The sequence below is a fragment of the Mesorhizobium sp. M4B.F.Ca.ET.058.02.1.1 genome (genome assembly GCF_003952505.1).
Classification (GTDB): domain Bacteria; phylum Pseudomonadota; class Alphaproteobacteria; order Rhizobiales; family Rhizobiaceae; genus Mesorhizobium.
This window is the reverse complement of sequence record NZ_CP034450.1, coordinates 3,120,088-3,142,449: the sequence shown is the minus strand read 5'-3', so window position 1 is coordinate 3,142,449 and position 22,362 is coordinate 3,120,088. Positions and strand designations below refer to the sequence as shown.

At 63.3% G+C, this 22,362-nt stretch carries 15 protein-coding genes; 5 read left to right on the top strand and 10 right to left on the bottom strand.

All coding sequences use genetic code 11. From position 1 onward, the window contains the following. Position 1 precedes the first annotated feature (1 nt). From EJ073_RS15465 to EJ073_RS15440, 6 genes are all read right to left on the bottom strand, one after another. Positions 2–595: a TadE/TadG family type IV pilus assembly protein gene (locus tag EJ073_RS15465; protein ID WP_245455641.1), complete on the bottom strand. Its 594-nt coding sequence runs from the start codon at positions 593–595 to the stop codon at positions 2–4. Further along, on the bottom strand, positions 534–2,102 hold the full coding sequence (locus EJ073_RS15460; protein WP_126056496.1) for a pilus assembly protein TadG-related protein: 1,569 nt from the start codon (positions 2,100–2,102) through the stop codon (positions 534–536). Before EJ073_RS15460 ends, EJ073_RS15465 begins: the two co-directional genes overlap by 62 nt. A 63-nt stretch (positions 2,103–2,165) precedes the next feature. After that, entirely contained in the window at positions 2,166–2,447 is a 282-nt protein-coding gene (locus tag EJ073_RS15455; protein ID WP_245455639.1) for a hypothetical protein, read from the bottom strand. A gap of 4 nt (positions 2,448–2,451) precedes the next feature. Next, positions 2,452–3,897, bottom strand: coding sequence for a type II and III secretion system protein family protein (locus EJ073_RS15450; protein WP_126056494.1), 1,446 nt, complete (start codon positions 3,895–3,897; stop codon positions 2,452–2,454). Between the two features lie 53 nt (positions 3,898–3,950). After that, positions 3,951–4,991, bottom strand: a complete 1,041-nt coding sequence (gene cpaB / locus EJ073_RS15445; protein ID WP_126056493.1) for a Flp pilus assembly protein CpaB — start codon at positions 4,989–4,991, stop codon at positions 3,951–3,953. 88 nt (positions 4,992–5,079) lie between these two features. After that, entirely contained in the window at positions 5,080–5,295 is a 216-nt protein-coding gene (locus tag EJ073_RS15440; protein ID WP_126056492.1) for a Flp family type IVb pilin, read from the bottom strand. Between the two features lie 527 nt (positions 5,296–5,822). On the opposite strand from EJ073_RS15440, the gene EJ073_RS15435 reads away from it, so the two are divergent. The 5 genes from EJ073_RS15435 to EJ073_RS15415 are packed head-to-tail and all read left to right on the top strand — an operon-like array spanning position 5,823 to position 10,287. Further along, positions 5,823–7,208 carry a CpaF family protein gene (locus EJ073_RS15435; protein WP_126056491.1) on the top strand — a complete coding sequence of 462 codons (1,386 nt, stop codon included), beginning with the start codon at positions 5,823–5,825 and terminating at the stop codon, positions 7,206–7,208. A 35-nt stretch (positions 7,209–7,243) separates the two neighbouring features. Beyond that, positions 7,244–8,179 carry a type II secretion system F family protein gene (locus EJ073_RS15430; RefSeq protein WP_245455637.1) on the top strand — a complete coding sequence of 312 codons (936 nt, stop codon included), beginning with the start codon at positions 7,244–7,246 and terminating at the stop codon, positions 8,177–8,179. Positions 8,180–8,197: 18 nt separating this feature from the next. Continuing rightward, positions 8,198–9,148, top strand: coding sequence for a type II secretion system F family protein (locus EJ073_RS15425; protein WP_126056489.1), 951 nt, complete (start codon positions 8,198–8,200; stop codon positions 9,146–9,148). A 58-nt stretch (positions 9,149–9,206) separates the two neighbouring features. Continuing rightward, positions 9,207–9,746: a tetratricopeptide repeat protein gene (locus tag EJ073_RS15420; RefSeq protein WP_126056488.1), complete on the top strand. Its 540-nt coding sequence runs from the start codon at positions 9,207–9,209 to the stop codon at positions 9,744–9,746. A 1-nt stretch (position 9,747) separates the two neighbouring features. Beyond that, positions 9,748–10,287 (top strand): prepilin peptidase, encoded by a 540-nt coding sequence (locus EJ073_RS15415; RefSeq protein WP_126056487.1) that lies wholly within the window; start codon positions 9,748–9,750, stop codon positions 10,285–10,287. An 11-nt stretch (positions 10,288–10,298) separates the two neighbouring features. Here the strand turns inward: EJ073_RS15415 and EJ073_RS15410 are convergent, their stop codons facing one another. The 4 genes from EJ073_RS15410 to EJ073_RS15395 all read right to left on the bottom strand — a co-directional run bounded on the left by EJ073_RS15410 (position 10,299) and on the right by EJ073_RS15395 (position 22,291). Further along, positions 10,299–11,507 (bottom strand): ABC transporter substrate-binding protein, encoded by a 1,209-nt coding sequence (locus tag EJ073_RS15410; RefSeq protein ID WP_126056486.1) that lies wholly within the window; start codon positions 11,505–11,507, stop codon positions 10,299–10,301. A gap of 190 nt (positions 11,508–11,697) precedes the next feature. Further along, entirely contained in the window at positions 11,698–12,390 is a 693-nt protein-coding gene (locus EJ073_RS15405; protein WP_126056485.1) for a transglycosylase SLT domain-containing protein, read from the bottom strand. A 136-nt stretch (positions 12,391–12,526) separates the two neighbouring features. Then, a complete protein-coding gene (locus tag EJ073_RS15400) occupies positions 12,527–12,895 on the bottom strand; it encodes a hypothetical protein (RefSeq protein ID WP_126056484.1) in 369 nt (122 codons plus the stop codon). Positions 12,896–12,970: 75 nt separating this feature from the next. Continuing rightward, complete coding sequence (locus EJ073_RS15395) at positions 12,971–22,291, bottom strand: DUF5801 repeats-in-toxin domain-containing protein (RefSeq protein WP_126056483.1); 9,321 nt, start codon at positions 22,289–22,291, stop codon at positions 12,971–12,973. Between the last annotated feature and the right edge of the window lie 71 nt (positions 22,292–22,362).

The following is a 22,362-nucleotide window of genomic DNA, read 5'->3' as shown; positions in this document are numbered from 1 at the left end:
ATCAGAACCGGATCAACCGCTCCTCATGGAAGCCGCTCAGAGTGATCGGGCTGACACCGACCAGCGACAGCATCCCGACGCCAGCATAGGCATAGGTGCCGGCCGCCCTGACTATGCAGACCTGGGAAGTAGTGGACCGGTATTTGGTGACACCGGCAACCACGGCGTCTTGGCAGGACCCACTAGCAGCGATTGTCACAGTCACATTCGCTTTCTGCCAGCCGCTAATGCGCGCGCTGCCAGTTCCCGCCACGTTACCGAACACTGCGATGTTTGTGGCAATATCCGCGCAATTGATCGCGGCAAGGCCTGCATCGGTGTAAAGTTGACTATTGCAACGTGCCCCGAAGCGGGCCGCGTCCGACAGTCCAGCCTCCATCAGCAGCTTGTCGTGGATCAGGTTGCCGAACTCGAACACGCCTGCCGACAGAAGAATCATAGTCGGCCCGATAATGGCCATTTCGACAAGCGCGGTGCCGCGACTGTCGCGCCAAAATCTGTCGAGGTGATGGAAGAAGCATTTGGCCATCGCATCACCGGTAAAGCTGCGCTTCGTCACGCAGGAAATTGTCGAGCGTGCCTTGGCCAGCGCCACCGGTTACGTCGACCAGTTCGACCATCACCGATGCGTCGTCCGATGCCGAGGCAACCGGTTCGGTGAGAAAGAAGCTGCCGAAAGCCTCGACCGGCAGATTGGTACTATGACCCGACAGGTCGTTGCCCGCCGCTTCGAGCGCGTTGCAGTTGAGGATCGCACCATAGAGAAGACGACGATCCACTGATGTAACCGGCGGCTGACAGGCGTTCGATGGGGTTCCGACTTCGCCTCCGGCCGAAGCCGTCCCAACCAGACCTTGCGCCATTTCGTACTTGTAGACCTCGTAGCGGGTTGGCTTGGTCGTGTCCCACGACGATGGATGGGACGTGGAGCCGAAGTTGGTGCTCCAATAGCCGGAGAGGTCCCAATTTCCGTCGCCCATCCGTCCACTCATATACGGCGTGGTGGCGTCCCTGGGCAGGCCCATATTGGGCGAGCCGAACGTCAACTGATTGTATTGCGGGCACTGATTGCCACCGCCACCGCCATTGCCATTGCCATTGCCATTGCCGCCCGCGGCAGCGCCCTTCCGAACATTCGATGCCGGCCCATATTCTGGACTGTTGAAGTGGCTGCCGTTTGCTTTGATGCCGAAGCGGACGTTGAACGCGTCTTGTACCGGCCCGGCATTCTGGCCGGTCTTAGTCGAAACACTACCGGATTCGTAGCATCCGATCGGGGTGGATGTCGCGATCGTCTGAGCGAGCGCCTGTGCACCATTCCCTACACCCGGCGGTGGCTCCAGAAAGCCGAAGTTACCTGGACCGGCCGCCGCGCCATTTCCGACCTTTCTCAATTCGATCAGCCGACGATGAACGGCGGGGTTGGAAACAGCCTGCTGCAGCGTGTAGTTGCCGGCGTTGTTCGTTCCGTTCGAATCCATCTCATAGGGGTTGCAGATGAAGACCGGCGTGAAATTGCAGACACCGGAGGTGAAACCCGCCACGGCGACGGCTCCGACACTGAAAGTGCTGCTAGCGCCCGACGTCACGAAAGAAGCTGGGAAAAACGCGGCAAAGCCAGTAGGGGCGACCGTCACTTGAATGAATCGCGTTTCCGCCTCTCCGACGGCCTGCGTGGAACTGGCGACGTAAGTTGCAAGGTTCGCCGACGTTATCGGAGTGCTGTCCGCTGCGGGGATCGCTTTCAGGAAACACCATGAAATGTTGCCGGCGTTATTGCAGTTCAATGTGCCGCCAGGTTGACCGGAAGTCAGGGTAAACCTGCCATTCGGCCCAACTGTCGAGAAATTGCTTTCATTATCGACCAAAGTAGCCATGGCGCGTTCGGCTCGCGCCCAGGAACCGCTTGATCCATCCAGTTCGGCAGCGCCTGCCAGTGCAAACGCGTCCGCCGCCTTCTGCAAATCATTGTGCAGATTGTTGACCCGGCTGGCGTCGATCGCAAGGAGGGAAAATCCAACGATCGCCGGTAGCATCACGCTGACGAGGATCAGCGCTATTCCCCTCTGATCGTGCCAGAACGCGCGAATACCTCGCAACATGGCCCTACCCCTTACCCCTTCACGCCAGGCCCCTCGAATGCCCGGCGCACCGCATCCTTCTGCTCAATTCGCTCCGTTGGTCACACCCGAAGTGCCGACATTGACCGTCATGTTCGTCGTCGGCGCCGGTGACGGCGGAACTCTGTAGCTTCTGATCACGCCAACGCCGCGCTCACCGTCGCCTTCGATTTTCGTGTTGTTCGAGGCCGGATTGTATGGGTCGACCGTCTGCAGAAGCGAATTGAATTTCTGCGTATCGCCGGCCGCCAGCGTCACCGTGTCGTAGTTGTTGAGATAGTCCGCGGCGCAACCTGTCAGCAGGCCGGTACACAGAACGACGAGCAAGAGCTTATTTCTTGACATAGAGCATCTTGTCCTTCGATTTCACATCCAGCATGTGGCCATAGGGGCCGGTGACGCCTTCGCCGTTTTCATACTGGCGGATCATGTCCTTGTTCACCTCGAGTTGGCCGAGGATGAAGAACTCCGGATCATTGGCCGGCCGCGTCTTGTCGAACGGCGTCGCCAATTGCTCGCCGGGCTTTGTCGGCCGTACGAGATGCGGCGTGACGATGACAACCAGCTCGGTTTCTTCCTTCTGGTTGCTTGAGTTGCGGAACAGCGCGCCGATGACCGGGACCTGGCCGAGCCATGGCACCTGGTTCTGCAGCTTGGTGGTCTTGCTGGAGAGAAGCCCGCCGACGGCGAAACTCTGGCCGTCGCGCAATTCGACCACGGTCGCGAGTTTGCGGTTGGTGAAGATCGGGTCGCCAGCAGTGGTAAAGCCGGTCAGGTCGCTCACTTCCGGCGCCAGCTTGATATGGATCTTGCTGTCATCCATGACGACAGGCGTGAATAGCAGATTGACGCCGAATTGCTTGTATTCGATCTGGATATTGCCATCAGTGCCGATGCTGCGGATGGGGACTTCGCCGCCTGCGTTGAAGCTGGCGGACTCACCCGACAAGGTGGTGAGGTTGGGTTCAGCCAGCGTGCGCACCACGCCCTTGGCCTCGAGCGCTTCGATGATCAGGTCGACCTTGATGTTGCTGTCGATGACGCGGGTAATTAGTGCCGCGAAGGGATTGGTGTTCGAGAGCAGGCCGCTAAGCAGGTTCCCGGGTCCCAGCACCACGTCGTCTTCGTCGACGGCCGCAATGCCCGTTCCCGTACGGCTCGTGCCGCTACCATTCGTGCTCCTGATCGAGACGCCGAGGTCGCGGCCGGCGTTGCGCTTGGCCTCCAGCACGCGCACTTCCAAATTCACCTGCTGGCTGTCGTCGATGGTCACGGAGTTGATAATTGCGTCGGGGCCATATTGCTGGGCGACGTCCACGATGGAGGCCAGGGTCGCTGCATCCTTGACATGACCGGCCAGCCTGATCTTGCCATTGATCGAGCCGATTTCGATGCGCGCGCGAGGCGCGACCTGGCGGATTGCCGCGGCCATGTCACTGACATCCTGACCGACCTCGACCTGGAGCGTGCCCAGCGAGCGCTTGTCTTCGGAAAACAGGTTGACGGTTGTGGTGCCGACACCCTTGCCGATGACATAGAGCGTCTTGTCGGTCATCGGCTGCGCGTCAGCAATCTTCTCGTCGCCCACGACAATATCGCCCAGGGTGGAGTTCACCTGGATCGTCACCGACTGCGATACCGGCACGAAGATACGATGGATAGTCGGGTTCGACACGTCGATGCGGCGGTCGGCGGCATGGGCCACGGGACTTAGCGACAGCAATGCGCAGGATAAGGCGAAAGCGGCGGCCGCCAGTGGTCTCCGGTACACACGCATCTACGCTAACCCCCTGCCGGCTGATTCGGAGTGTCGATCCTAATGCGCCGGCGTCATTTTTGTCGCGGCACATCGTATGTTTCGAGTTTTATACCTCGAAATACACCGATTGTCGCCCGGGCCGGCGGTTCCGGCTGCACGTATTTGACCTCTTCCTTGACAATTTCCTTCACTTGCGGCGCAGATGCCACAGCCGGAGCCGGCTTGACCTTGCTCAGATCGTCGATTTTGTTGTCCACCCGTTCGACGGCTTTGGCCAGCCCGGCGAGCTTGTCGTCGGCGCGTTTGCGATCGGCCGCGGCCGCGGCGTCCGCCGCCGCCTGCTTGGCAAGTTCGGCCTGCCTGGCGGCGACATCGTCCGGCGTGTCGCCGGTCAGATCCGAAAGCGTGACACGCTCGGTCGTCTCGCCCTTGTTGGCCGCCGCCTGACGCAGCGCCAGCGACAACTGCCCAGCGCCGGCGGCGAGCGTCAGCTTCTGCGCGTCCTTGGTGCTGACTTCGACGGTCACGGCTTTCGCCACCGTCGGGTTCTCCTTGCTTTCGTCAGCAACCTGGTCGATGGCCAGCACCTTAATGCTCTGTAGCAGCACATCGACAAAACTCTTGTCTGCGCCGCCATCGGCGCGCACCGTGCGGGTCAACAATATATCGACGCGGTCGCCCGGGAAGACAAAGCCGGCGACGCCGAGCACGTCGTTGACCCTGATGGAAACGGCTTTCATGCCCTCGCCGAGCACCGCCGAAAGCGTGGCGCGCTGGCCGGGGCCGGTGATCTTGGTGGCGAGAACGGGCTCGTTGGCGCCGATCGCCTGCAATGCCTGCTTCGAACCTTCGCCGGCCAGGATCTCTTTGGTTGTCTTGAAAGCGCCGGCCGGGACCGCGCCTGCGGGCCAGGCGATTTCACGCAGCTTTTCGGCGGTTAGCGTGTCGCCGAACTTCAGCGCCACCGCTGCCACCACAACAGTGTCGCGCTTAACTCCGTCCGACTGCGCCAATGCGTTGCGCTGGTTCGCCAGCCAGATGTTGACAAGCACAACCGCCAGAACGCCGAACACGCCGGCGAGAACAATCATGATCAAAGTGTTGGCACGCATCAGCCCCAAGCCCCAAAAGCGGGAATTCGCCCGCCGCGATAAGGCTCAGGCCCGGATCGAAGTCCGGGCCTGAGGATTAAACAGACGATCAGCTGCCGGTGCCGGCGGCGGCGTCGCAGGTACCCGGACCAGTGTTCAGGTTGGTGCAGAGGCCGGTGAAACGGCCGGTGACCCAGGCACCGATCGCGAGAACCGCGAGAATGGCTGCTGCGGCGATGATGCCGACCAGGATGGAATATTCGACCATAGCAGCGCCGTTGTCGTCGTCGCGGAACTGCCGGGCCATCGTCATGAGCTTCTTCATGCCAATTTCTCCCTTTGGAGGTTGAACCCGACGAGACGAGCTAAGGATGAACCCCATACCCAAGCATCCCCCGTCGAGTTGATCTAAGTCCCGCCAAAAACCAGAGTCAAACGGGATTAACAGTTCCTTAACCTTCCAATACCTGATCGGGACTCAATTCAATTTCGACAAGGGATTGATTCGATTTGCTTTTTGAGCGCTTTTAACCATTCATTCACAATTTCGCCTCACCCATAGTGGTAGCCTAATCATATTAGGGTATGTGCATAAGCCTTTATATGTAAGGGCTTACCGGAGTCCGCGGCGGCGATTCGAACGTTGCAAGCCGAAACGTTTCGTGAGGTGGGAGTTGAGTTGTGCTCCTGGGTACACAGTCGCGAAATAAAACGATTTTTTTAGGGACTCGTCTTAACTATGTTGTAAGTATTCGATCCTCCCACCCGCGCCCCGCGCTTGTGCCTCTCGTGGTTAACCCTTAGTTTCCAACCTGAGGGAAACTTTTGGGAAAAGTTTGCGGGGGGCTAAAAATGCTAGGCCGCTTCATCAAGGGATCGAATGAGCCGCGGGCGCTCCAGCCGACGACCGCAGTGGCGGTTTCAAATGGGGCGACGGTCGTTCCGGTGACGGATGCTGAAACCCAGGGCAATGATTTTCTGACGCTCAAGGTTGAACTCCACCGCCATCTCATCGACCGCTTCAATTTGACCGCCCTTGAAAATGCGTCCAAGGACGAGATTCTCGATGAGATACGGCCGATCGTGCGCGAATTCGTCCGCGCTCGAAATATTCCGCTGAACGCGCGCGAGCTTGATCAGTTGACCAGCGACACGGCTGACGAAATGCTGGGGCTGGGGCCGATCGAGCCCTTGCTCAAGGACGATTCGATCGCCGACATTCTGATCAACACCCACAATCGCGTTTTCATCGAGCGGCGCGGCGTGCTCGAGGAAACCAAGATCCGCTTCCGCGACGAGGCGCATCTGCTGCGGGTCGTCAACAAGATCGTCTCGGCAATCGGCAGGCGCGTCGATGAATCCGCGCCGATGGTCGACGCCCGCCTCGACGACGGATCGCGCGTCAATATCGCGGTGCGGCCGATCTCAGTGGATGGTCCGCTCGTTTCGATTCGCAAATTCTCCAAGCATCCTTATTCGCTCGAGCGCCTGATCGCGTTCAACTCGATCCGCCCGCCGATGGTCGACATGCTGCGGATCGCAGTGCAGGCGCGCAAGTCGATCCTGGTTTCCGGTGGCACCGGCAGCGGTAAGACAACCTTGCTTAATGCGCTCTCGAGCTACATTCCTGCCGCCGAGCGCTTGATCACCATCGAGGATGCGGCGGAACTGCAACTGCAGCAGCCGCATGTCGGCCGGCTGGAGACGCGCCCGCCCAACGTCGAGGGCAAGGGCGAAGTTCGTCAGCGCGAGCTGGTGAAGAACGCCCTGCGCATGCGGCCCGATCGCATCATCGTCGGCGAGGTTCGCGGCGAGGAAGCCTTCGACATGCTGCAAGCGATGAACACTGGCCATGAAGGCTCCATGACCACCATCCATGCCAACACACCGCGAGATGCGCTATCCCGCCTGGAGCAGATGGTCGGCATGGCCGGCATGCCGATGACCCACGAATCCATCCGGGCGCAGATCGCTTCGGCGATCGACATCATTGTGCAGACGCAACGGCTTTCCGATGGCGGCAGGCGAGTGATATCGATTTCGGAATTGACAGGCATGGAAGGCAACGTCGTGCAGCTCCAGGAACTTTACCACTTTGTTCGCCGGGAAGTGACTGCGGAAGGCAAGATCATCGGTGATTTTCGCGCCACCGGGGTAAGGCCGCGTTTTGCCCAGGAGGCGGCGACGCTCGGCTTTCACTTTGAAAAGGACGCCTTCAATCCACAGGTTCCGCTCTGATGCCGACTGGCCAGACCCTGCTCTATTTCATCTATGTGCTCGCCGCCGCCTCGGTGATCCTTGCTGCCGAGTCGCTCTATCTGTCTTACGCCGGGCGGCGCGTCAGGGTCGGCACAATCAATCGACGGCTCAAGCTTTTGGCCGAGGAAGCGCCGGCCGAGCAGACCCTACAAGGCCTGTTGCGAGAACGTGGATTGACGGACTCGGGTGACTTTGTTTTCGGCTTCGTCACATTGAACCGGCTCTACACGCAATCCGGCATCACCGGCAATCCACTGGCTTTCGCTGCAATGTTCCTGCTTGCCGGGCTGGTTATCGCATTGATGCTGACACTACTTTTCGGTTTTTCAATCGTCACGGCGCTGATCACATTTTTGTTGGTGGGCCTCGTCCTGCCGCTGCTTGTGCTCAGGCGCGCCCGCAACAAGCGCATCCAGAAGTTCGCCAGGCAGCTCCCGGATGCGCTCGACATGATCGTGCGCTCGCTGCGCGCCGGCCATCCAGCACCGGTGGCGATCAGTCTTGTGGCCCGTGAGATGCCGGATCCGCTTGGCACCGAATTCGGCATCGTTGCGGACGAGATCACCTTCGGGCTCAGTCTGGAAAACGCCGTGCGGAAACTCTCCCAGCGCGTGGGATTTGAAGGCCTTCATCTGCTTTCGGTATCACTCTCCATCCAGTCCAAGACGGGCGGCAATCTAACCGAGATCCTGCACAATCTTTCAATGGTGCTGCGCGAGCGGCAGAAATTGCGCCTCAAGATCAGGGCGCTTTCATCCGAGGGGCGAATGTCGGCGTGGATCATCTCCTTTTTCCCCGTCGTCATGTTCTTGATCCTACAGATCGCCGCCCCATCCTATTACGGCACTGTCTGGAACAATCCGGTCATCCTGCCTGTGTTTGTGCTTTTTGGAGCCTGGGCACTGCTGGGCGACTTCATCATGTACCGCATGGTCAACTTCGACTTCTGACAGGAGCGAGCCATTAGCCTGTTTTCGAATACGCAGGACATAAGCTTCCTGGTTTCCCTAGCTGTCTTCCTGGCGGCGGTGGCATTGTTCCTGTTCGGCGCCCTTGTCTTTTTGCCGGCGTTGCAGACGCGAAAGCTGGTCGCGCAAAGTCTGATGGCGGAGGGAATTGCCGACCGTCGTTCGCTTGCCGGGCAGGAACATCTGGCCAAGATCGCGGCGCAGAAGCCGATCGACGCCTATTTCCGCACGGTTGAGAAGGAGCGCGGCGAGCCGAATGCCCTTGAGGCGAAGCTCTTTCGGGCCGGCTTCTATCAATCAAGCGCGCCCCTCATCTATACTCTTACGCGCATAGCGGCGGTCGCGATCGGCTTTCTGGTCGCCTACACGCTCCTGTCCCGAGTATTGCCCGCGCAAATGCCCAGCTTTATTGCATTTGCCGGCGCCGGTCTGTTCGGGCTCGCCTGTCTGGTCGTTCCCAGCATCGCGCTTGATCGATTCGAGAAGGCTCAGATGCAGATATATCGTCGCGGGTTTCCCGATTTCATGGATATGATGATCACCTGCGCCGATGCTGGCATGAGCCTGGAGGCAGCGGTCGAGCGTGTCAGCAACGAACTGGCCGGAACCCATAAATGGCTGGGCATCCAGCTTTCGATCATGAATCTGCAACTGCGCGCCGGCAAGCCGCTACGCGAGGCATTGCGCGACCTGGCCGATCGCATCGGCCTCGACGAGGCACGGGCCCTGGCAGTGCTGTTCCGGCAGTCGGAAGAACTCGGCACCAGCCTGACCGACGCGCTGCGCGTCTATAGCGACGAAATGCGCAGCCAGAGAATTCTGCGCGCCGAGGAGCGTGCCAACGCTTTGCCGGTCAAGATGATGATCCCACTGGGGCTATGCATCTTCCCGGTGGTGCTTATGGTCATCATGTTGCCGGTGATCATCCGCATGAGGGGCATTTTCTTCTAGTTATGCGTGAGCTTTGATTCTAATGTGATTCGGGGGCGACCCTTGGGGACATATATATATGAGATGGCGAAATGCGGCCGCAGCCGGCCTGTTAATCATGGCGATTGCCGGCTGCCAGACGGACCCGACTGACGGTGTTGTTCGCACCAACGAACCCTCCAAGGGCGATGTCACGTCCTTTGGCGATACATTCGATGGGCTGAAGACAGTCAGCGATGTCGACTACTATGCTTCGGACCAGGCCGTCGCCGAGGCCAAGACGCAGTTCCGCTCTGAAAACTACGGCAATGCCGGCGCGCTGTTCTACAAGGCCACGCGCCTGGCGCCCAATGACGGCGTCGCCTGGCTGGGTCTTGCCGCCTCCTGCGACCGCATTCGCCGTTTCGACCTCGCCGATCTTGCCTACAGCCGCGCCTACAAGCTGCTTGGCGCGACGCCCGAATATTACAACAATCTCGGCTATTCCTATCTGCTGCGAGGCAAGCTGCAGAATGCGCGCTCCAATTTCCTGAAGGCCTACGAATTGGCGCCGAACGACCCGACCGTTGCCAACAACCTGAAGCTCCTGTCCTCCAGCGTGCAGAACATCGAGCGCTAGCATGTTGCTGGCCGCATCGCTACTGCTCAAGGCGCTGGCCATTCCTTTGCTCGTCAGGATCGCCTGGGTCGACTTCACGACGCAGAAGATATCCAATCAGAATGTGCTGCTGTTGCTTTGCCTGGGCCTGGGCTCCCTGCAACTGCTGTCAGTCGCGGCCGGGTCATGGTGGGATATGGGCCTGAGCGCTCTTGCCGGTCTTTTACTATTTGTCGTGCTCTTCCCTTTCTGGACCTTGCGCAAGGTCGGCGCTGGCGACGTCAAGCTGATGGCGGTTATGCCTTTTTTGATCGGCGGCAGCGGTCTCGTCGTTTTTTCTCTTCTCTTGCTGGTGTTTGCCCTGATCACGGCCGTGCTCGTGAAGAACCCTTTCATGCTGCCGGCAGGTATGTTCCGCCTCTATGTCCAGCATCTCGACCGCAAGGGCGTGGTGCCGTTCGGTGTGCCGATTTCGCTCGCGGCAATCTGCGCGATAGGGTTCCAGATATACGAACGTTGGGTGCTGGCCAGCAGCTCCGGAATTCTACAGCAGCTCAACTGACAAAGTGGTGTTCAAAACCCCGCCGTCGACTTCTCGACCAGCTTCAGCGCGCCCTTCTCGACCCGGTAGAACGGCATCGTGCGCTGGCTTGAGCCGTCGGCGCGGAAGCGGAACAGGCCGGTCGAGCCGCGGAAGCCGCTGGCATTTTCCAGCACCTGCTTGCTGAAGCCGTTCGGCCCGACGGCGCTCGCAATCCCCGCCGTCAGCGCGACCATGTCATAGGCATAGGCGACGTTGACGTCGGCCGGGTAGTGGAACGTCGCGTTGAAACGGTCGGCGATCGGCCCGGTCTCGCCCTGGTCGAGCGTTGCGATATAGGCGCCTTCGAACGACGGATCCATCGGCCGCTCCAGCCAGCGGTTGGTTCCGATGAGCGAGACCGTCTTGCCGGGAATGCCCTTTGCCTTCAGCGCCGCAAGCAGCGGTGTAGGGCTGGCGTCTCCGCTGGCCACGATCACCGCATCGGGCGCCTCCACCAGCGAGCCCATGTCGTTGACCGCCTTGGCGCCGCCGTCGGCCGGCGCATAGGGCAGGGTGACGGCAAGCGCCGCGCCATAGATGCTGAGGCCGTTGGCGACGCGCTTTTCGATTGCCGCGGCATTGCTGCCCGCCGCCACCAGCAGGACGAATTTCTTGGCGCCCTTGGCGGCGACGGCCGCCGCGCCCGCCGCCGCGCTGTCGGCCTCGCTGAGGCGCACGGCATAGACACCGGGGCCGCCGGCAAAATTGTCGGCCAGCGCCAGCACCGGCGGCCGCGTCGAGCCCGACAGCTTGGCGATGTGCTGCGCGGCCGGCAGTTCGGTCGGGCCGATGACGACTTTCGACCCCGTCGTTATCGCCTTGATCGCCAGGTCCTTGGCATTGCCGGGGTCTCCGCGCGTATCCTCCACGGTCAGCGTCAGCAAATTGTTGCCGAGGTCGGCCATGGCGAGCTTGGCGGCATCGAGCATCTTCCTGCCGTCTTCGCCGGCACTTCCCGGGGCCGACAGCGGCAACAGCATGGTGATCTTGGCCGGCCCCGTGCCGAGCGACTGCGTCGCCGTTACCGCCTGCGGCGCGGCGGCAATGGCGCCGTCGGCCGGCGTGCCGGGCGACGCGACCGCGGCCGGGTCGAGCGCCTCGCTGACGCTGCCTTTCGACTGGCAGCCCGAAACGGCAGCCAAAAATGCGAGCGCCATCGCCCGTGTCCACGGGCAGGAAAGCCGCCGGCCAAGTTTCATGATCGCTCCATCCTGTGTGCCGCCGGTCGTGGCGACAACGTTCCCGGGTCCCATCCCGCGGCACGCCTTGCGCTGCTTTGAATTCCGGCCTCTCCCGGAGCGGTTCATCGTTTCACGGAAAATCACGCCGCTCCACCTCTTTGTTTCGACGCAATTCCGGGTGGAAAGGCGCTTCCTGGAATTGCTCCGGCTAGCCGTCGAACAGCTGCGCCCGCAGCGCCCTGATCCGCCTGGCCTGGCCGGCGCTCCGGTAATCGGCGCACCGCATGTAGCGCGGTCCCGGCACGAAGATCCGGCGCACGCAGGTGCGGTTCTCGCCGGCGGGGCTGGCGTCGGCGCCCGATAGCGCCGAAAAGCCGAACGTCGCCACCGGCAAGGGTCCCGTCACCGGCAGTCCTTCCCTGGTCAGGATCGCGCGCGCCCGCTCGCAGTAGCGCACCGAAAGCGCGGAGAAGCGGCTCTCATTGTGTCCGGCGCGGTATTTCATCACGGTGGTGCAAAGATCGCCCGCGGCCAGCTTGTTGGCCAGCGCCAGATATTCGACGCCAAGCGCGATGTTGGTGGCGGGCAGGCCGAGTTCGTCGAGCGAGCCGCGGAAGCCCAGCATGCGCGCCGTCGCCGGCATCACCTGCATCAATCCGACCTCGCCGTCAGCGCCGCGCGCCTGCGGGTCGAAGCCGCTTTCGATCTCCATCACCGCATGCGCCAGCACCGGCTCCAGCCCGTAGATCGATGCCTGGCAGCTCGCATAGGCCTTGAACGCGTCGCGCGTCCATGCCCCGCTGGCGGCGCAGCCGGTCTGTCGCGGCCGGTCGGCCATCCGTTCGACGGAGGATCGTTCCGAGGCGCCGGCATTCGTGCCTAGCAGGACAAAGCCGGCCATGCAGATTCCGGAAAAGCGTCCGACGCTTTTCCGGCAAGAATCCGCGACAAGCAAGAAACCTTGGGCGACCGCTGCGGCGATCGCCCTCGACAGTTTTCTCTTTTCCGTCATCGCCAGCCGGCCGGCGTGCTGGCGGTCAGTGCATGTATTCGACCATGCGATCGTGGAAGCACTCGCATTTGTTGAGCGTGTCTTCGTCCTTGTAGTTCGTCTTCAGGTAGCCATAGGCCATGCCGCAGTAGGCCTTGGCTTCCGAAGCCCAGACGAAGGCGGGGCGCGACGAGTTGATCCACTCCGGGCTTTTGGCGACGGCGACCGACTCGTCCATCAGTTTCACCACCTGGGCCTTGAGGTCGACGATGTTGTCGGTCAGCACCAGGTTGGAAGTCCCGACGGTGCGGCAGTAATCGGCCGCCGGGCCTTCGATGATGTCGGCGGCACGCCCTGCCGATCCGACCAGCAACAGTGCCGCGGCTGAGACCAGCAGTCTTGCGGAACGCTTCATGATAAAGTCCCCTCCAGAATCCTAATATTCGAGTTGCTAATACATAGCATGGCCAAGTCCCGTTGCGCCATGCCGCTAGACCACATTTGCCGTCGTCGTATGCGTGGTCGTCCCATCGTCGTAGAGCAGCGTGATGGTGTTGGCCGCCGGGTGGTTCGTGAGTTGCGCCACTTCGACGAAGTTGGCCGGATTTCCCGAACCGCTGGTGTCGACACTGAGCGTGCCGGTCCCCGCATCGTAGTTCACGAAGTTGCCGATGTTGCCGCCGCCCGGGGCCGTGTCGAACAGGGCGGTCAGGTCGATCTTGTCGCCTTCTCCGCCGACACCGCTGTAGTCGACGATCAGGTCCTTGATGTCGAGGTGGTCAAGCTTGAACGTGTCGGCGCCCGTGCCACCGGTGAGCGTGTCCTGGCCAGCGCCGCCAATCAGCAGGTCGTTGCCGCCAAACCCTTGCAGGATATCGTCGCCGCCGTTGCCGTTCAGCGTGTCGCCGTTGGCCGTGCCCTGCATCGTCTCGGCGTCCGCCGTGCCGGTGTAGGTGACGCCATTGGTGACGTGGACGTCCAGTTGCTGTGCCGTTGTCGTGTCGTTGTCCGCGTCCTTCAGGGTGACGTTGAAGGTCAGATCGGCGTTCTGAGCCGTCGTCGTGGTGCTGACCAGGCCGATATCGGAGATCTTGAAGCCGAGATCATTCGAATCGGAACTGATGTCTTGGGTCGTGGTGCTCGCCCCGCCGGCACCGATGGCGCCATTGAGGTTGATGGCGGTGCCGGAGATGCCCTCGTCGGTCGGGGTGATCTGCGCCCCAACCAGCACGTAATGCTGCCCAGCGGCATTGTAGTCGTTCGATTCGATGATCAACAGGCCGTCATTGTTGTCGAGGGTTACACTCGAGTAGGCGCCAGGACCGGAGCCCGGGCCCTTGAAGATGTCGGCGTTCTCTACGTACATCGCCTTGGTTGTGTATTCGTTGGTCGTCGGATCGTAGAGCTTGAGGATGACGATGAAGTCTTCGGTATTCCCGATACCGTCGAACTTCAGGAACATCGAGCTCACCTGGGCATCGGGCGTCAGGCCGGTAAATCCTGTCGGGTTCGTGGTGAAGAAGTCCATGTCCATGACTTCTCCCTTGCCCATCGTGTCGCCGGCAACGCCGTTTGCCGTGCCCGAGATGGACACGTATGTCGAGGCCTGGGTGATCAGTTCTCCGTTCACGAAGGTAAGCGTGCTGCCGTCGACCGAGCCCGCTTGCAGGTTGTTGGCTCCGGTGCCGTTGCCTGGTTCCGCGTAGCCGGTGAACTGGATGAACAGGTTCGAATTGACCTGCGCCACCGCCACTTCCGGCTGGGTGTTGTCGGTCGTCGAAGACCCCGGCTGATAGCCGGTGATGGAAGACGAATTGCTCACTGTGCTGATCGTCACCGCGGAAATCGGATCGGCCAGGTCAACGGTGTAGGTGCCCGCCACCTTGTCGAAGGTGAGTGTGCCCGTTTCCTGGGTCGTCGCTCCGCCCGTGAGATAGCTGAAGCTGATGTTGAACACAGCCTGTGTCGAGGTCTCGGAGGCCCAGGTTACGGTCGGCGCGGTGATCGCGTTCCCGGCCACGGTCCCGGCCAAGGTGATGGCGGCAAAGTCAGAATTGAGGCTGCTGTACGTGGAATGGCTGTCAGCTCCGATGGAGTAGTCGAACACGCCGGTTCCGCTGACGGTGCCGCTGTTGGCGAAATAGAGGTCCGTCTTGTCGAGAACCGTCGGGACGTCGTCGTCGAAGCCGATGTTGCCGCCCAGATCGGTGCTCACCGTCGAGGTCGCCTGGTCGTGGTCGCCATCGGTCACCGTCGCCGTCGCCGACAGCGTCACCAGGCCGCTGCCGAGGTCGATGTGGGCGTTGTTGTTGGTGGTGTCGAGGCTCTCGGGCAGGTGGTCGATCTGCTGGGACTGGGTCAGCGTCACGGTGCCGTTCGCATCGACGGCGATCCTGAAGATCTCGCCATGCGAGGCGGTCGAGCCGACGATGTCGTTGCCGACCTTGGCCAGGGTGATCGCTTCACCCTGGCTGGTCAGGCCGGAGGCCGAGTTGGTGACGTTGAGCGTGTAGCCGCTGATCACCGTCGAGCCGGCGCCGTCGGCGCCATAGCTCGGCGTCACCGCCGCCAGGAAGGCGGCCGCGAAGCTCGCGCTCGCCGTGTCGGAGGCCGGCCCGATCGTCTGGGCGTCCTGCGTCACCAGCGTGATGGCGCTCTCGTTGACCGTGCCGACCGTCAGCGACGGGATGTCGTCGTCGAAGCCGATGTTGCCGCCCAGATCGGTGCTCACCGTCGAGGTCGCCTGGTCGTGGTCGCCATCGGTCACCGTCGCCGTCGCCGACAGCGTCACCAGGCCGCTGCCGAGGTCGATGTGGGCGTTGTTGTTGGTGGTGTCGAGGCTCTCGGGCAGGTGGTCGATCTGCTGGGACTGGGTCAGCGTCACGGTGCCGTTCGCATCGACGGCGATCCTGAAGATCTCGCCATGCGAGGCGGTCGAGCCGACGATGTCGTTGCCGACCTTGGCCAGGGTGATCGCTTCACCCTGGCTGGTCAAGCCGGAGGCCGAGTTGGTGACGTTGAGCGTGTAGCCGCTGATCACCGTCGAGCCGGCGCCGTCGGCGCCATAGCTCGGCGTCACCGCCGCCAGGAAGGCGGCCGCGAAGCTCGCGCTCGCCGTGTCGGAGGCCGGCCCGATCGTCTGGGCGTCCTGCGTCACCAGCGTGATGGCGCTCTCGTTGACCGTGCCGACCGTCAGCGACGGGACGTCGTCGTCGAAGCCGATGTTGCCGCCCAGATCGGTGCTCACCGTCGAGGTCGCCTGGTCGTGGTCGCCATCGGTCACCGTCGCCGTCGCCGACAGCGTCACCAGGCCGCTGCCGAGGTCGATGTGGGCGTTGTTGTTGGTGGTGTCGAGGCTCTCGGGCAGGTGGTCGATCTGCTGGGACTGGGTCAGCGTCACGGTGCCGTTCGCATCGACGGCGATCCTGAAGATCTCGCCATGCGAGGCGGTCGAGCCGACGATGTCGTTGCCGACCTTGGCCAGGGTGATCGCTTCACCCTGGCTGGTCAGGCCGGAGGCCGAGTTGGTGACGTTGAGCGTGTAGCCGCTGATCACCGTCGAGCCGGCGCCGTCGGCGCCATAGCTCGGCGTCACCGCCGCCAGGAAGGCGGCCGCGAAGCTCGCGCTCGCCGTGTCGGAGGCCGGCCCGATCGTCTGGGCGTCCTGCGTCACCAGCGTGATGGCGCTCTCGTTGACCGTGCCGACCGTCAGCGACGGGATGTCGTCGTCGAAGCCGATGTTGCCGCCCAGATCGGTGCTCACCGTCGAGGTCGCCTGGTCGTGGTCGCCATCGGTCACCGTCGCCGTCGCCGACAGCGTCACCAGGCCGCTGCCGAGGTCGATGTGGGCGTTGTTGTTGGTGGTGTCGAGGCTCTCGGGCAGGTGGTCGATCTGCTGGGACTGGGTCAGCGTCACGGTGCCGTTCGCATCGACGGCGATCCTGAAGATCTCGCCATGCGAGGCGGTCGAGCCGACGATGTCGTTGCCGACCTTGGCCAGGGTGATCGCTTCACCCTGGCTGGTCAGGCCGGAGGCCGAGTTGGTGACGTTGAGCGTGTAGCCGCTGATCACCGTCGAGCCGGCGCCGTCGGCGCCATAGCTCGGCGTCACCGCCGCCAGGAAGGCGGCCGCGAAGCTCGCGCTCGCCGTGTCGGAGGCCGGCCCGATCGTCTGGGCGTCCTGCGTCACCAGCGTGATGGCGCTCTCGTTGACCGTGCCGACCGTCAGCGACGGGATGTCGTCGTCGAAGCCGATGTTGCCGCCCAGATCGGTGCTCACCGTCGAGGTCGCCTGGTCGTGGTCGCCATCGGTCACCGTCGCCGTCGCCGACAGCGTCACCAGGCCGCTGCCGAGGTCGATGTGGGCGTTGTTGTTGGTGGTGTCGAGGCTCTCGGGCAGGTGGTCGATCTGCTGGGACTGGGTCAGCGTCACGGTGCCGTTCGCATCGACGGCGATCCTGAAGATCTCGCCATGCGAGGCGGTCGAGCCGACGATGTCGTTGCCGACCTTGGCCAGGGTGATCGCTTCACCCTGGCTGGTCAGGCCGGAGGCCGAGTTGGTGACGTTGAGCGTGTAGCCGCTGATCACCGTCGAGCCGGCGCCGTCGGCGCCATAGCTCGGCGTCACCGCCGCCAGGAAGGCGGCCGCGAAGCTCGCGCTCGCCGTGTCGGAGGCCGGCCCGATCGTCTGGGCGTCCTGCGTCACCAGCGTGATGGCGCTCTCGTTGACCGTGCCGACCGTCAGCGACGGGACGTCGTCGTCGAAGCCGATGTTGCCGCCCAGATCGGTGCTCACCGTCGAGGTCGCCTGGTCGTGGTCGCCATCGGTCACCGTCGCCGTCGCCGACAGCGTCACCAGGCCGCTGCCGAGGTCGATGTGGGCGTTGTTGTTGGTGGTGTCGAGGCTCTCGGGCAGGTGGTCGATCTGCTGGGACTGGGTCAGCGTCACGGTGCCGTTCGCATCGACGGCGATCCTGAAGATCTCGCCATGCGAGGCGGTCGAGCCGACGATGTCGTTGCCGACCTTGGCCAGGGTGATCGCTTCACCCTGGCTGGTCAGGCCGGAGGCCGAGTTGGTGACGTTGAGCGTGTAGCCGCTGATCACCGTCGAGCCGGCGCCGTCGGCGCCATAGCTCGGCGTCACCGCCGCCAGGAAGGCGGCCGCGAAGCTCGCGCTCGCCGTGTCGGAGGCCGGCCCGATCGTCTGGGCGTCCTGCGTCACCAGCGTGATGGCGCTCTCGTTGACCGTGCCGACCGTCAGCGACGGGATGTCGTCGTCGAAGCCGATGTTGCCGCCCAGATCGGTGCTCACCGTCGAGGTCGCCTGGTCGTGGTCGCCATCGGTCACCGTCGCCGTCGCCGACAGCGTCACCAGGCCGCTGCCGAGGTCGATGTGGGCGTTGTTGTTGGTGGTGTCGAGGCTCTCGGGCAGGTGGTCGATCTGCTGGGACTGGGTCAGCGTCACGGTGCCGTTCGCATCGACGGCGATCCTGAAGATCTCGCCATGCGAGGCGGTCGAGCCGACGATGTCGTTGCCGACCTTGGCCAGGGTGATCGCTTCACCCTGGCTGGTCAGGCCGGAGGCCGAGTTGGTGACGTTGAGCGTGTAGCCGCTGATCACCGTCGAGCCGGCGCCGTCGGCGCCATAGCTCGGCGTCACCGCCGCCAGGAAGGCGGCCGCGAAGCTCGCGCTCGCCGTGTCGGAGGCCGGCCCGATCGTCTGGGCGTCCTGCGTCACCAGCGTGATGGCGCTCTCGTTGACCGTGCCGACCGTCAGCGACGGGACGTCGTCGTCGAAGCCGATGTTGCCGCCCAGATCGGTGCTCACCGTCGAGGTCGCCTGGTCGTGGTCGCCATCGGTCACCGTCGCCGTCGCCGACAGCGTCACCAGGCCGCTGCCGAGGTCGATGTGGGCGTTGTTGTTGGTGGTGTCGAGGCTCTCGGGCAGGTGGTCGATCTGCTGGGACTGGGTCAGCGTCACGGTGCCGTTCGCATCGACGGCGATCCTGAAGATCTCGCCATGCGAGGCGGTCGAGCCGACGATGTCGTTGCCGACCTTGGCCAGGGTGATCGCTTCACCCTGGCTGGTCAGGCCGGAGGCCGAGTTGGTGACGTTGAGCGTGTAGCCGCTGATCACCGTCGAGCCGGCGCCGTCGGCGCCATAGCTCGGCGTCACCGCCGCCAGGAAGGCGGCCGCGAAGCTCGCGCTCGCCGTGTCGGAGGCCGGCCCGATCGTCTGGGCGTCCTGCGTCACCAGCGTGATGGCGCTCTCGTTGACCGTGCCGACCGTCAGCGACGGAGCATCGTCGTTGAAGGTGATGGTGAGCGTGCCAGGCGCCGTCGAGCCGTCGGCGTCGGTGATGACATAGCCGAGATCGACGGTCGCGTTGTTTTCGTTGTTCGGGCCGCCCGTATGCATGACGTTGTCAAGCAGCGTCACCGTATAGGCGCCGGTCGCCGGGTTCGTCACATGCACCGTGAACAGCGCCGTGCCGATGCGGTCGCCGCTGGTGGTGGTCGCCGTCAGCGTGTGGGTGCCAGCATCCCAGCTGTAGGCGACGTTCTCCTGGCCGACCGTGCCGGTCGTGCCGTTGAGCGTCGCGAACGAGAAGCCGTTGGCGCCGGCGCCGTCGCCGCCAAGGCTGCCGCCGAGCGTGCCCGAGAAGGTCGCTTCGTTGTTGTCGCCATCGGTGTTCGGAACCGCAATGTCGCCCGTTGTGCTCGCCGCATTGCCGCCGGCAAGCCCGTCATCGTCGACCGAGGCCGCGGCCGTGCCGCTCGTCGGCGTGTTGGCGTCGGTGACGGCAAAGCTGATGCCGGCCGTTGCCGTATCGCCGTCGCCGTCGGTCACCGTAAAGGTCGCCGAAGCCGCGCCCGTGCCGTTGACCGGGCTGTCGGCGGTGAAGGAATAGCTGCCATCGGCCTTGACCTTGATGGAGCCGTCGCCGATGTCGATCGCCTGCGAGTAGCCGTCCTGGCCGAAAACCAGCAGCGTGCCGTCGATATGGGTCACCGTGGCGCCGTCGGCACCGGCGACGAAGTCCAGCGTGCCGGTCAGCGTCGCGCCTTCGGCAACGTTCTGCGAGCCCTCGGCCGAAGCCGTCGGTGCGTCGTCGTTGAAGGTGATGGTCAGCGTGCCAGGCGCCGTCGAGCCGTCGGCATCGGTGATGACATAGCCGAGATCGACGCTCGCATTGTTCTCGTCGTTCGGGCCCTGCGCCTGCAGCACGTTGTCGAGCAGAGCCACAGTATAGGCGCCGGTCGCCGGGTCCGTCACATGCACGGTGAACAGCGCCGTGCCGATGCGGTCGCCGCTGGTGGTGGTCGCCGTCAGCGTGTGGGTGCCGGCATCCCAGCTGTAGGCAACGTTCTCCTGGCCGACCGTGCCGGTCGTGCCGTTGAGCGCCGCGAAGGAGAAGCCGTTGGCGCCGGCGCCGTCGCCGCCGACGCTGCCGCCGAGCGTGCCCGAGAAGGTCGCTTCGTTGTTGTCGCCATCGGTGTTCGGCACCGCAATGTCGCCAGTCGTGCTCGCCGCATTGCCATCGGCCAACCCGTCATCGTCGACCGAGGCCGCGGCCGTGCCGGTCGTCGGATGGTTGGCGTCGGTGACGGCAAAGCTGATGCCGGCCGTTGCCGTATCGCCGTCGCTGTCGGTCACCGTGTAGGTTGCCGAGGCCGCGCCCGTGCCGATCACCGGATTGTCGGCGGTGAAGGAATAGCTGCCCTCGGCCTTGACCTTGATGGAGCCGTCGCCGATGTCGATCGCTTGCGAGTAGCCGTCCTGGCCGAAGACCAGCAGCGTGCCGTCGATATGCGTCACCGTCGCGCCGTCGGCGCCGGCGACGAAGTCCAGTGTGCCGGTGACCGTCGCGCCTTCAGCGACGTCCTGCGAGGCTTCCGCGCTCGCCGCCGGCACGTCGTCGACGATGTTGACGGAGAGCGTGCCGTTGGCGCTCTGCCCGTCCTCGTCGGTCAGCGTGACGGTGAAGTTCTCGAACAGGCTGTTGGTGTCCTGGGCGGTGGCATGCGCCTCGTTGTCGTTAAGCGTGTAGGTGTAGCTGACCACGCCGGTGCCGGCGTCATAGCCGGTCACCGTCAGCGTGTTGCCGAGCGCGGTCGTGAACGAACCGCCGGTGAATGTGCCATTGGTGATGAAGGTGTGGCCGTCGATCGCCAGCGAGGCGATGCCGTCAGGCGAGTTGATGGTGAAGGTGCCGCCCTGGGTCGTGCTTTCCTTCGAAGTGTCGGAACCGGCCGACTCGTCGGGCCCGCGGCTGGCCAGGAGGTCGTTTTCATTCACGATGACGTCGCCGCCATTGGCCTCCGGCGTCAGGTCGCTGATTTCCGGCGTCGAGTTGCCGATCGAGATCGTCAGCGTGGTGTGCGAGGTGTCGCCGTCGCCGTCCTTGATCGTGTAGGTGAAGACGTCGTTGACGCCGCCGGGCGTGCCGGCGTCGCGCACATAGGTGTAGGAGCCGTCCGCGTGAAGCGTCAGCTTGCCATATTCGCCCTGGATGGGCGTATTGAGCGTGGCGGCATTGTCGACATCGGTATTGGTGTTGCCGGCGGCGACGCCGACCACCGTCGCGTCGTCGGCGCCCTTGGTGTCGGCGCCCGCCGCGTTGCCGTCCGATCCGCTGCCGTCCATGACATTGCCGGCGACCGGCGCGAACGAACCCGCTGCCACCGCATCGGTGTCGGCAACCGCCGTCGGTACGTCATCGATGATGGCGACCGCAAAGGTGGTGCTGGCGGTATCGCCGTCGGAATCCGTGACGGTGATGCTGAAATTGTCCGGAACCGTATCGTTGGGGTCGTAACCGTTGGTGTGATCGGGATGGGTGACCGACTCGGTCACCGTGTAATTGTATTCAATAGCGCCGGTGACCGGATTGAAGGAGACGATCGTGATGTAGCCGAACTGGCCCTGGATCTGCTGCCCGACGCCCGTGACGGTGACGCCGTTGATGACGATCGAGCCGATCCCGTCCGGCGCGTCGATGGTGATCGTTCCGGTGCTCGACGTCTCCGAATTGCTTGGCGCGTCGCTGCCCGGCGACTGTGACGGGCCGCCGTCGAGGCCGGTTTCGCTGGCCGCCTCGTCCGGCGTAAGCAGCGACACCGCCACCACCGAAACCTTCCTGTCGACAATGGATGGGAAGAGTTCGCGCCGGTCGAGCTGGCCGAACTGCAGGGCCGTCGGCGGCAGCAGGGCCGACAGGTCGAAGCCGTCGCCGATGCCGCCGGGAGGGACGGAGAAGTTTCCGCCCGCGCTATTCGGCGAGCCGTTTCCGGGTCCGGCAGAGATCGAGCCGTCGGCGCCGAAGGCAACGTCGACATGGCTTGCTTCCAGCGCCGCGATCAGGGCAACGCGCGGCACCTCGACTTCGCCGAGGATGAAGGTGGGCACATTGAGCGCGCCGTCCTTGATGACGATCTCAGATCCGTCGGGCTGCACGAGCACGAGGTTGTGGCCGTCGACCTTGATGTTGTCGATCGAGACATTGGCCGGAAGCCTGACGACATTGCTGGCGTCGGCCACATAATCATGCGCCGCGCCCGCCGGTGCGTTTGCCGCAGCCGCCGGCGCTCCATTTGCCGGCGGGTTCGCGGCAGCTGCCGGTGCTTCGGGCTGAACGGGTGCGCCGCTGCCGACATCGACCGGTACCGGATCCGCCGGCGCGGCTTGCCCTGTCGAGGCGGCCTGCGCGACCTGGATTTCCTGCGCCGGTGTCAGGCCGGCGTGTTCAGTGGAAACCGCGCGCTCGTCAAAGGAAGCTGAAACGTTGTCCGAATCGATGTTGGTCGTCATGGCTGGAAACCCCTCCGGTATTTCCCGGGAAGAGACAGGGACGGCCTTGTCTTTGCAACAGTCGCTCAATC

What these genes read in the sequence shown, in the direction of transcription:
- EJ073_RS15460 (WP_126056496.1), bottom strand. Translation starts at nt 2,102, where the DNA reads ATGTTGCGAGGTATTCGCGCGTTCTGGCACGATCAGAGGGGAATAGCG.
- EJ073_RS15450 (WP_126056494.1), bottom strand. Translation starts at nt 3,897, where the DNA reads ATGCGTGTGTACCGGAGACCACTGGCGGCCGCCGCTTTCGCCTTATCC.
- cpaB (WP_126056493.1), bottom strand. Translation starts at nt 4,991, where the DNA reads ATGCGTGCCAACACTTTGATCATGATTGTTCTCGCCGGCGTGTTCGGC.
- EJ073_RS15440 (WP_126056492.1), bottom strand. Translation starts at nt 5,295, where the DNA reads ATGAAGAAGCTCATGACGATGGCCCGGCAGTTCCGCGACGACGACAAC.
- EJ073_RS15435 (WP_126056491.1), top strand. Translation starts at nt 5,823, where the DNA reads ATGCTAGGCCGCTTCATCAAGGGATCGAATGAGCCGCGGGCGCTCCAG.
- EJ073_RS15420 (WP_126056488.1), top strand. Translation starts at nt 9,207, where the DNA reads ATGAGATGGCGAAATGCGGCCGCAGCCGGCCTGTTAATCATGGCGATT.
- EJ073_RS15415 (WP_126056487.1), top strand. Translation starts at nt 9,748, where the DNA reads ATGTTGCTGGCCGCATCGCTACTGCTCAAGGCGCTGGCCATTCCTTTG.
- EJ073_RS15410 (WP_126056486.1), bottom strand. Translation starts at nt 11,507, where the DNA reads ATGAAACTTGGCCGGCGGCTTTCCTGCCCGTGGACACGGGCGATGGCG.
- EJ073_RS15405 (WP_126056485.1), bottom strand. Translation starts at nt 12,390, where the DNA reads ATGGCCGGCTTTGTCCTGCTAGGCACGAATGCCGGCGCCTCGGAACGA.
- EJ073_RS15400 (WP_126056484.1), bottom strand. Translation starts at nt 12,895, where the DNA reads ATGAAGCGTTCCGCAAGACTGCTGGTCTCAGCCGCGGCACTGTTGCTG.
- EJ073_RS15395 (WP_126056483.1), bottom strand. Translation starts at nt 22,291, where the DNA reads ATGACGACCAACATCGATTCGGACAACGTTTCAGCTTCCTTTGACGAG.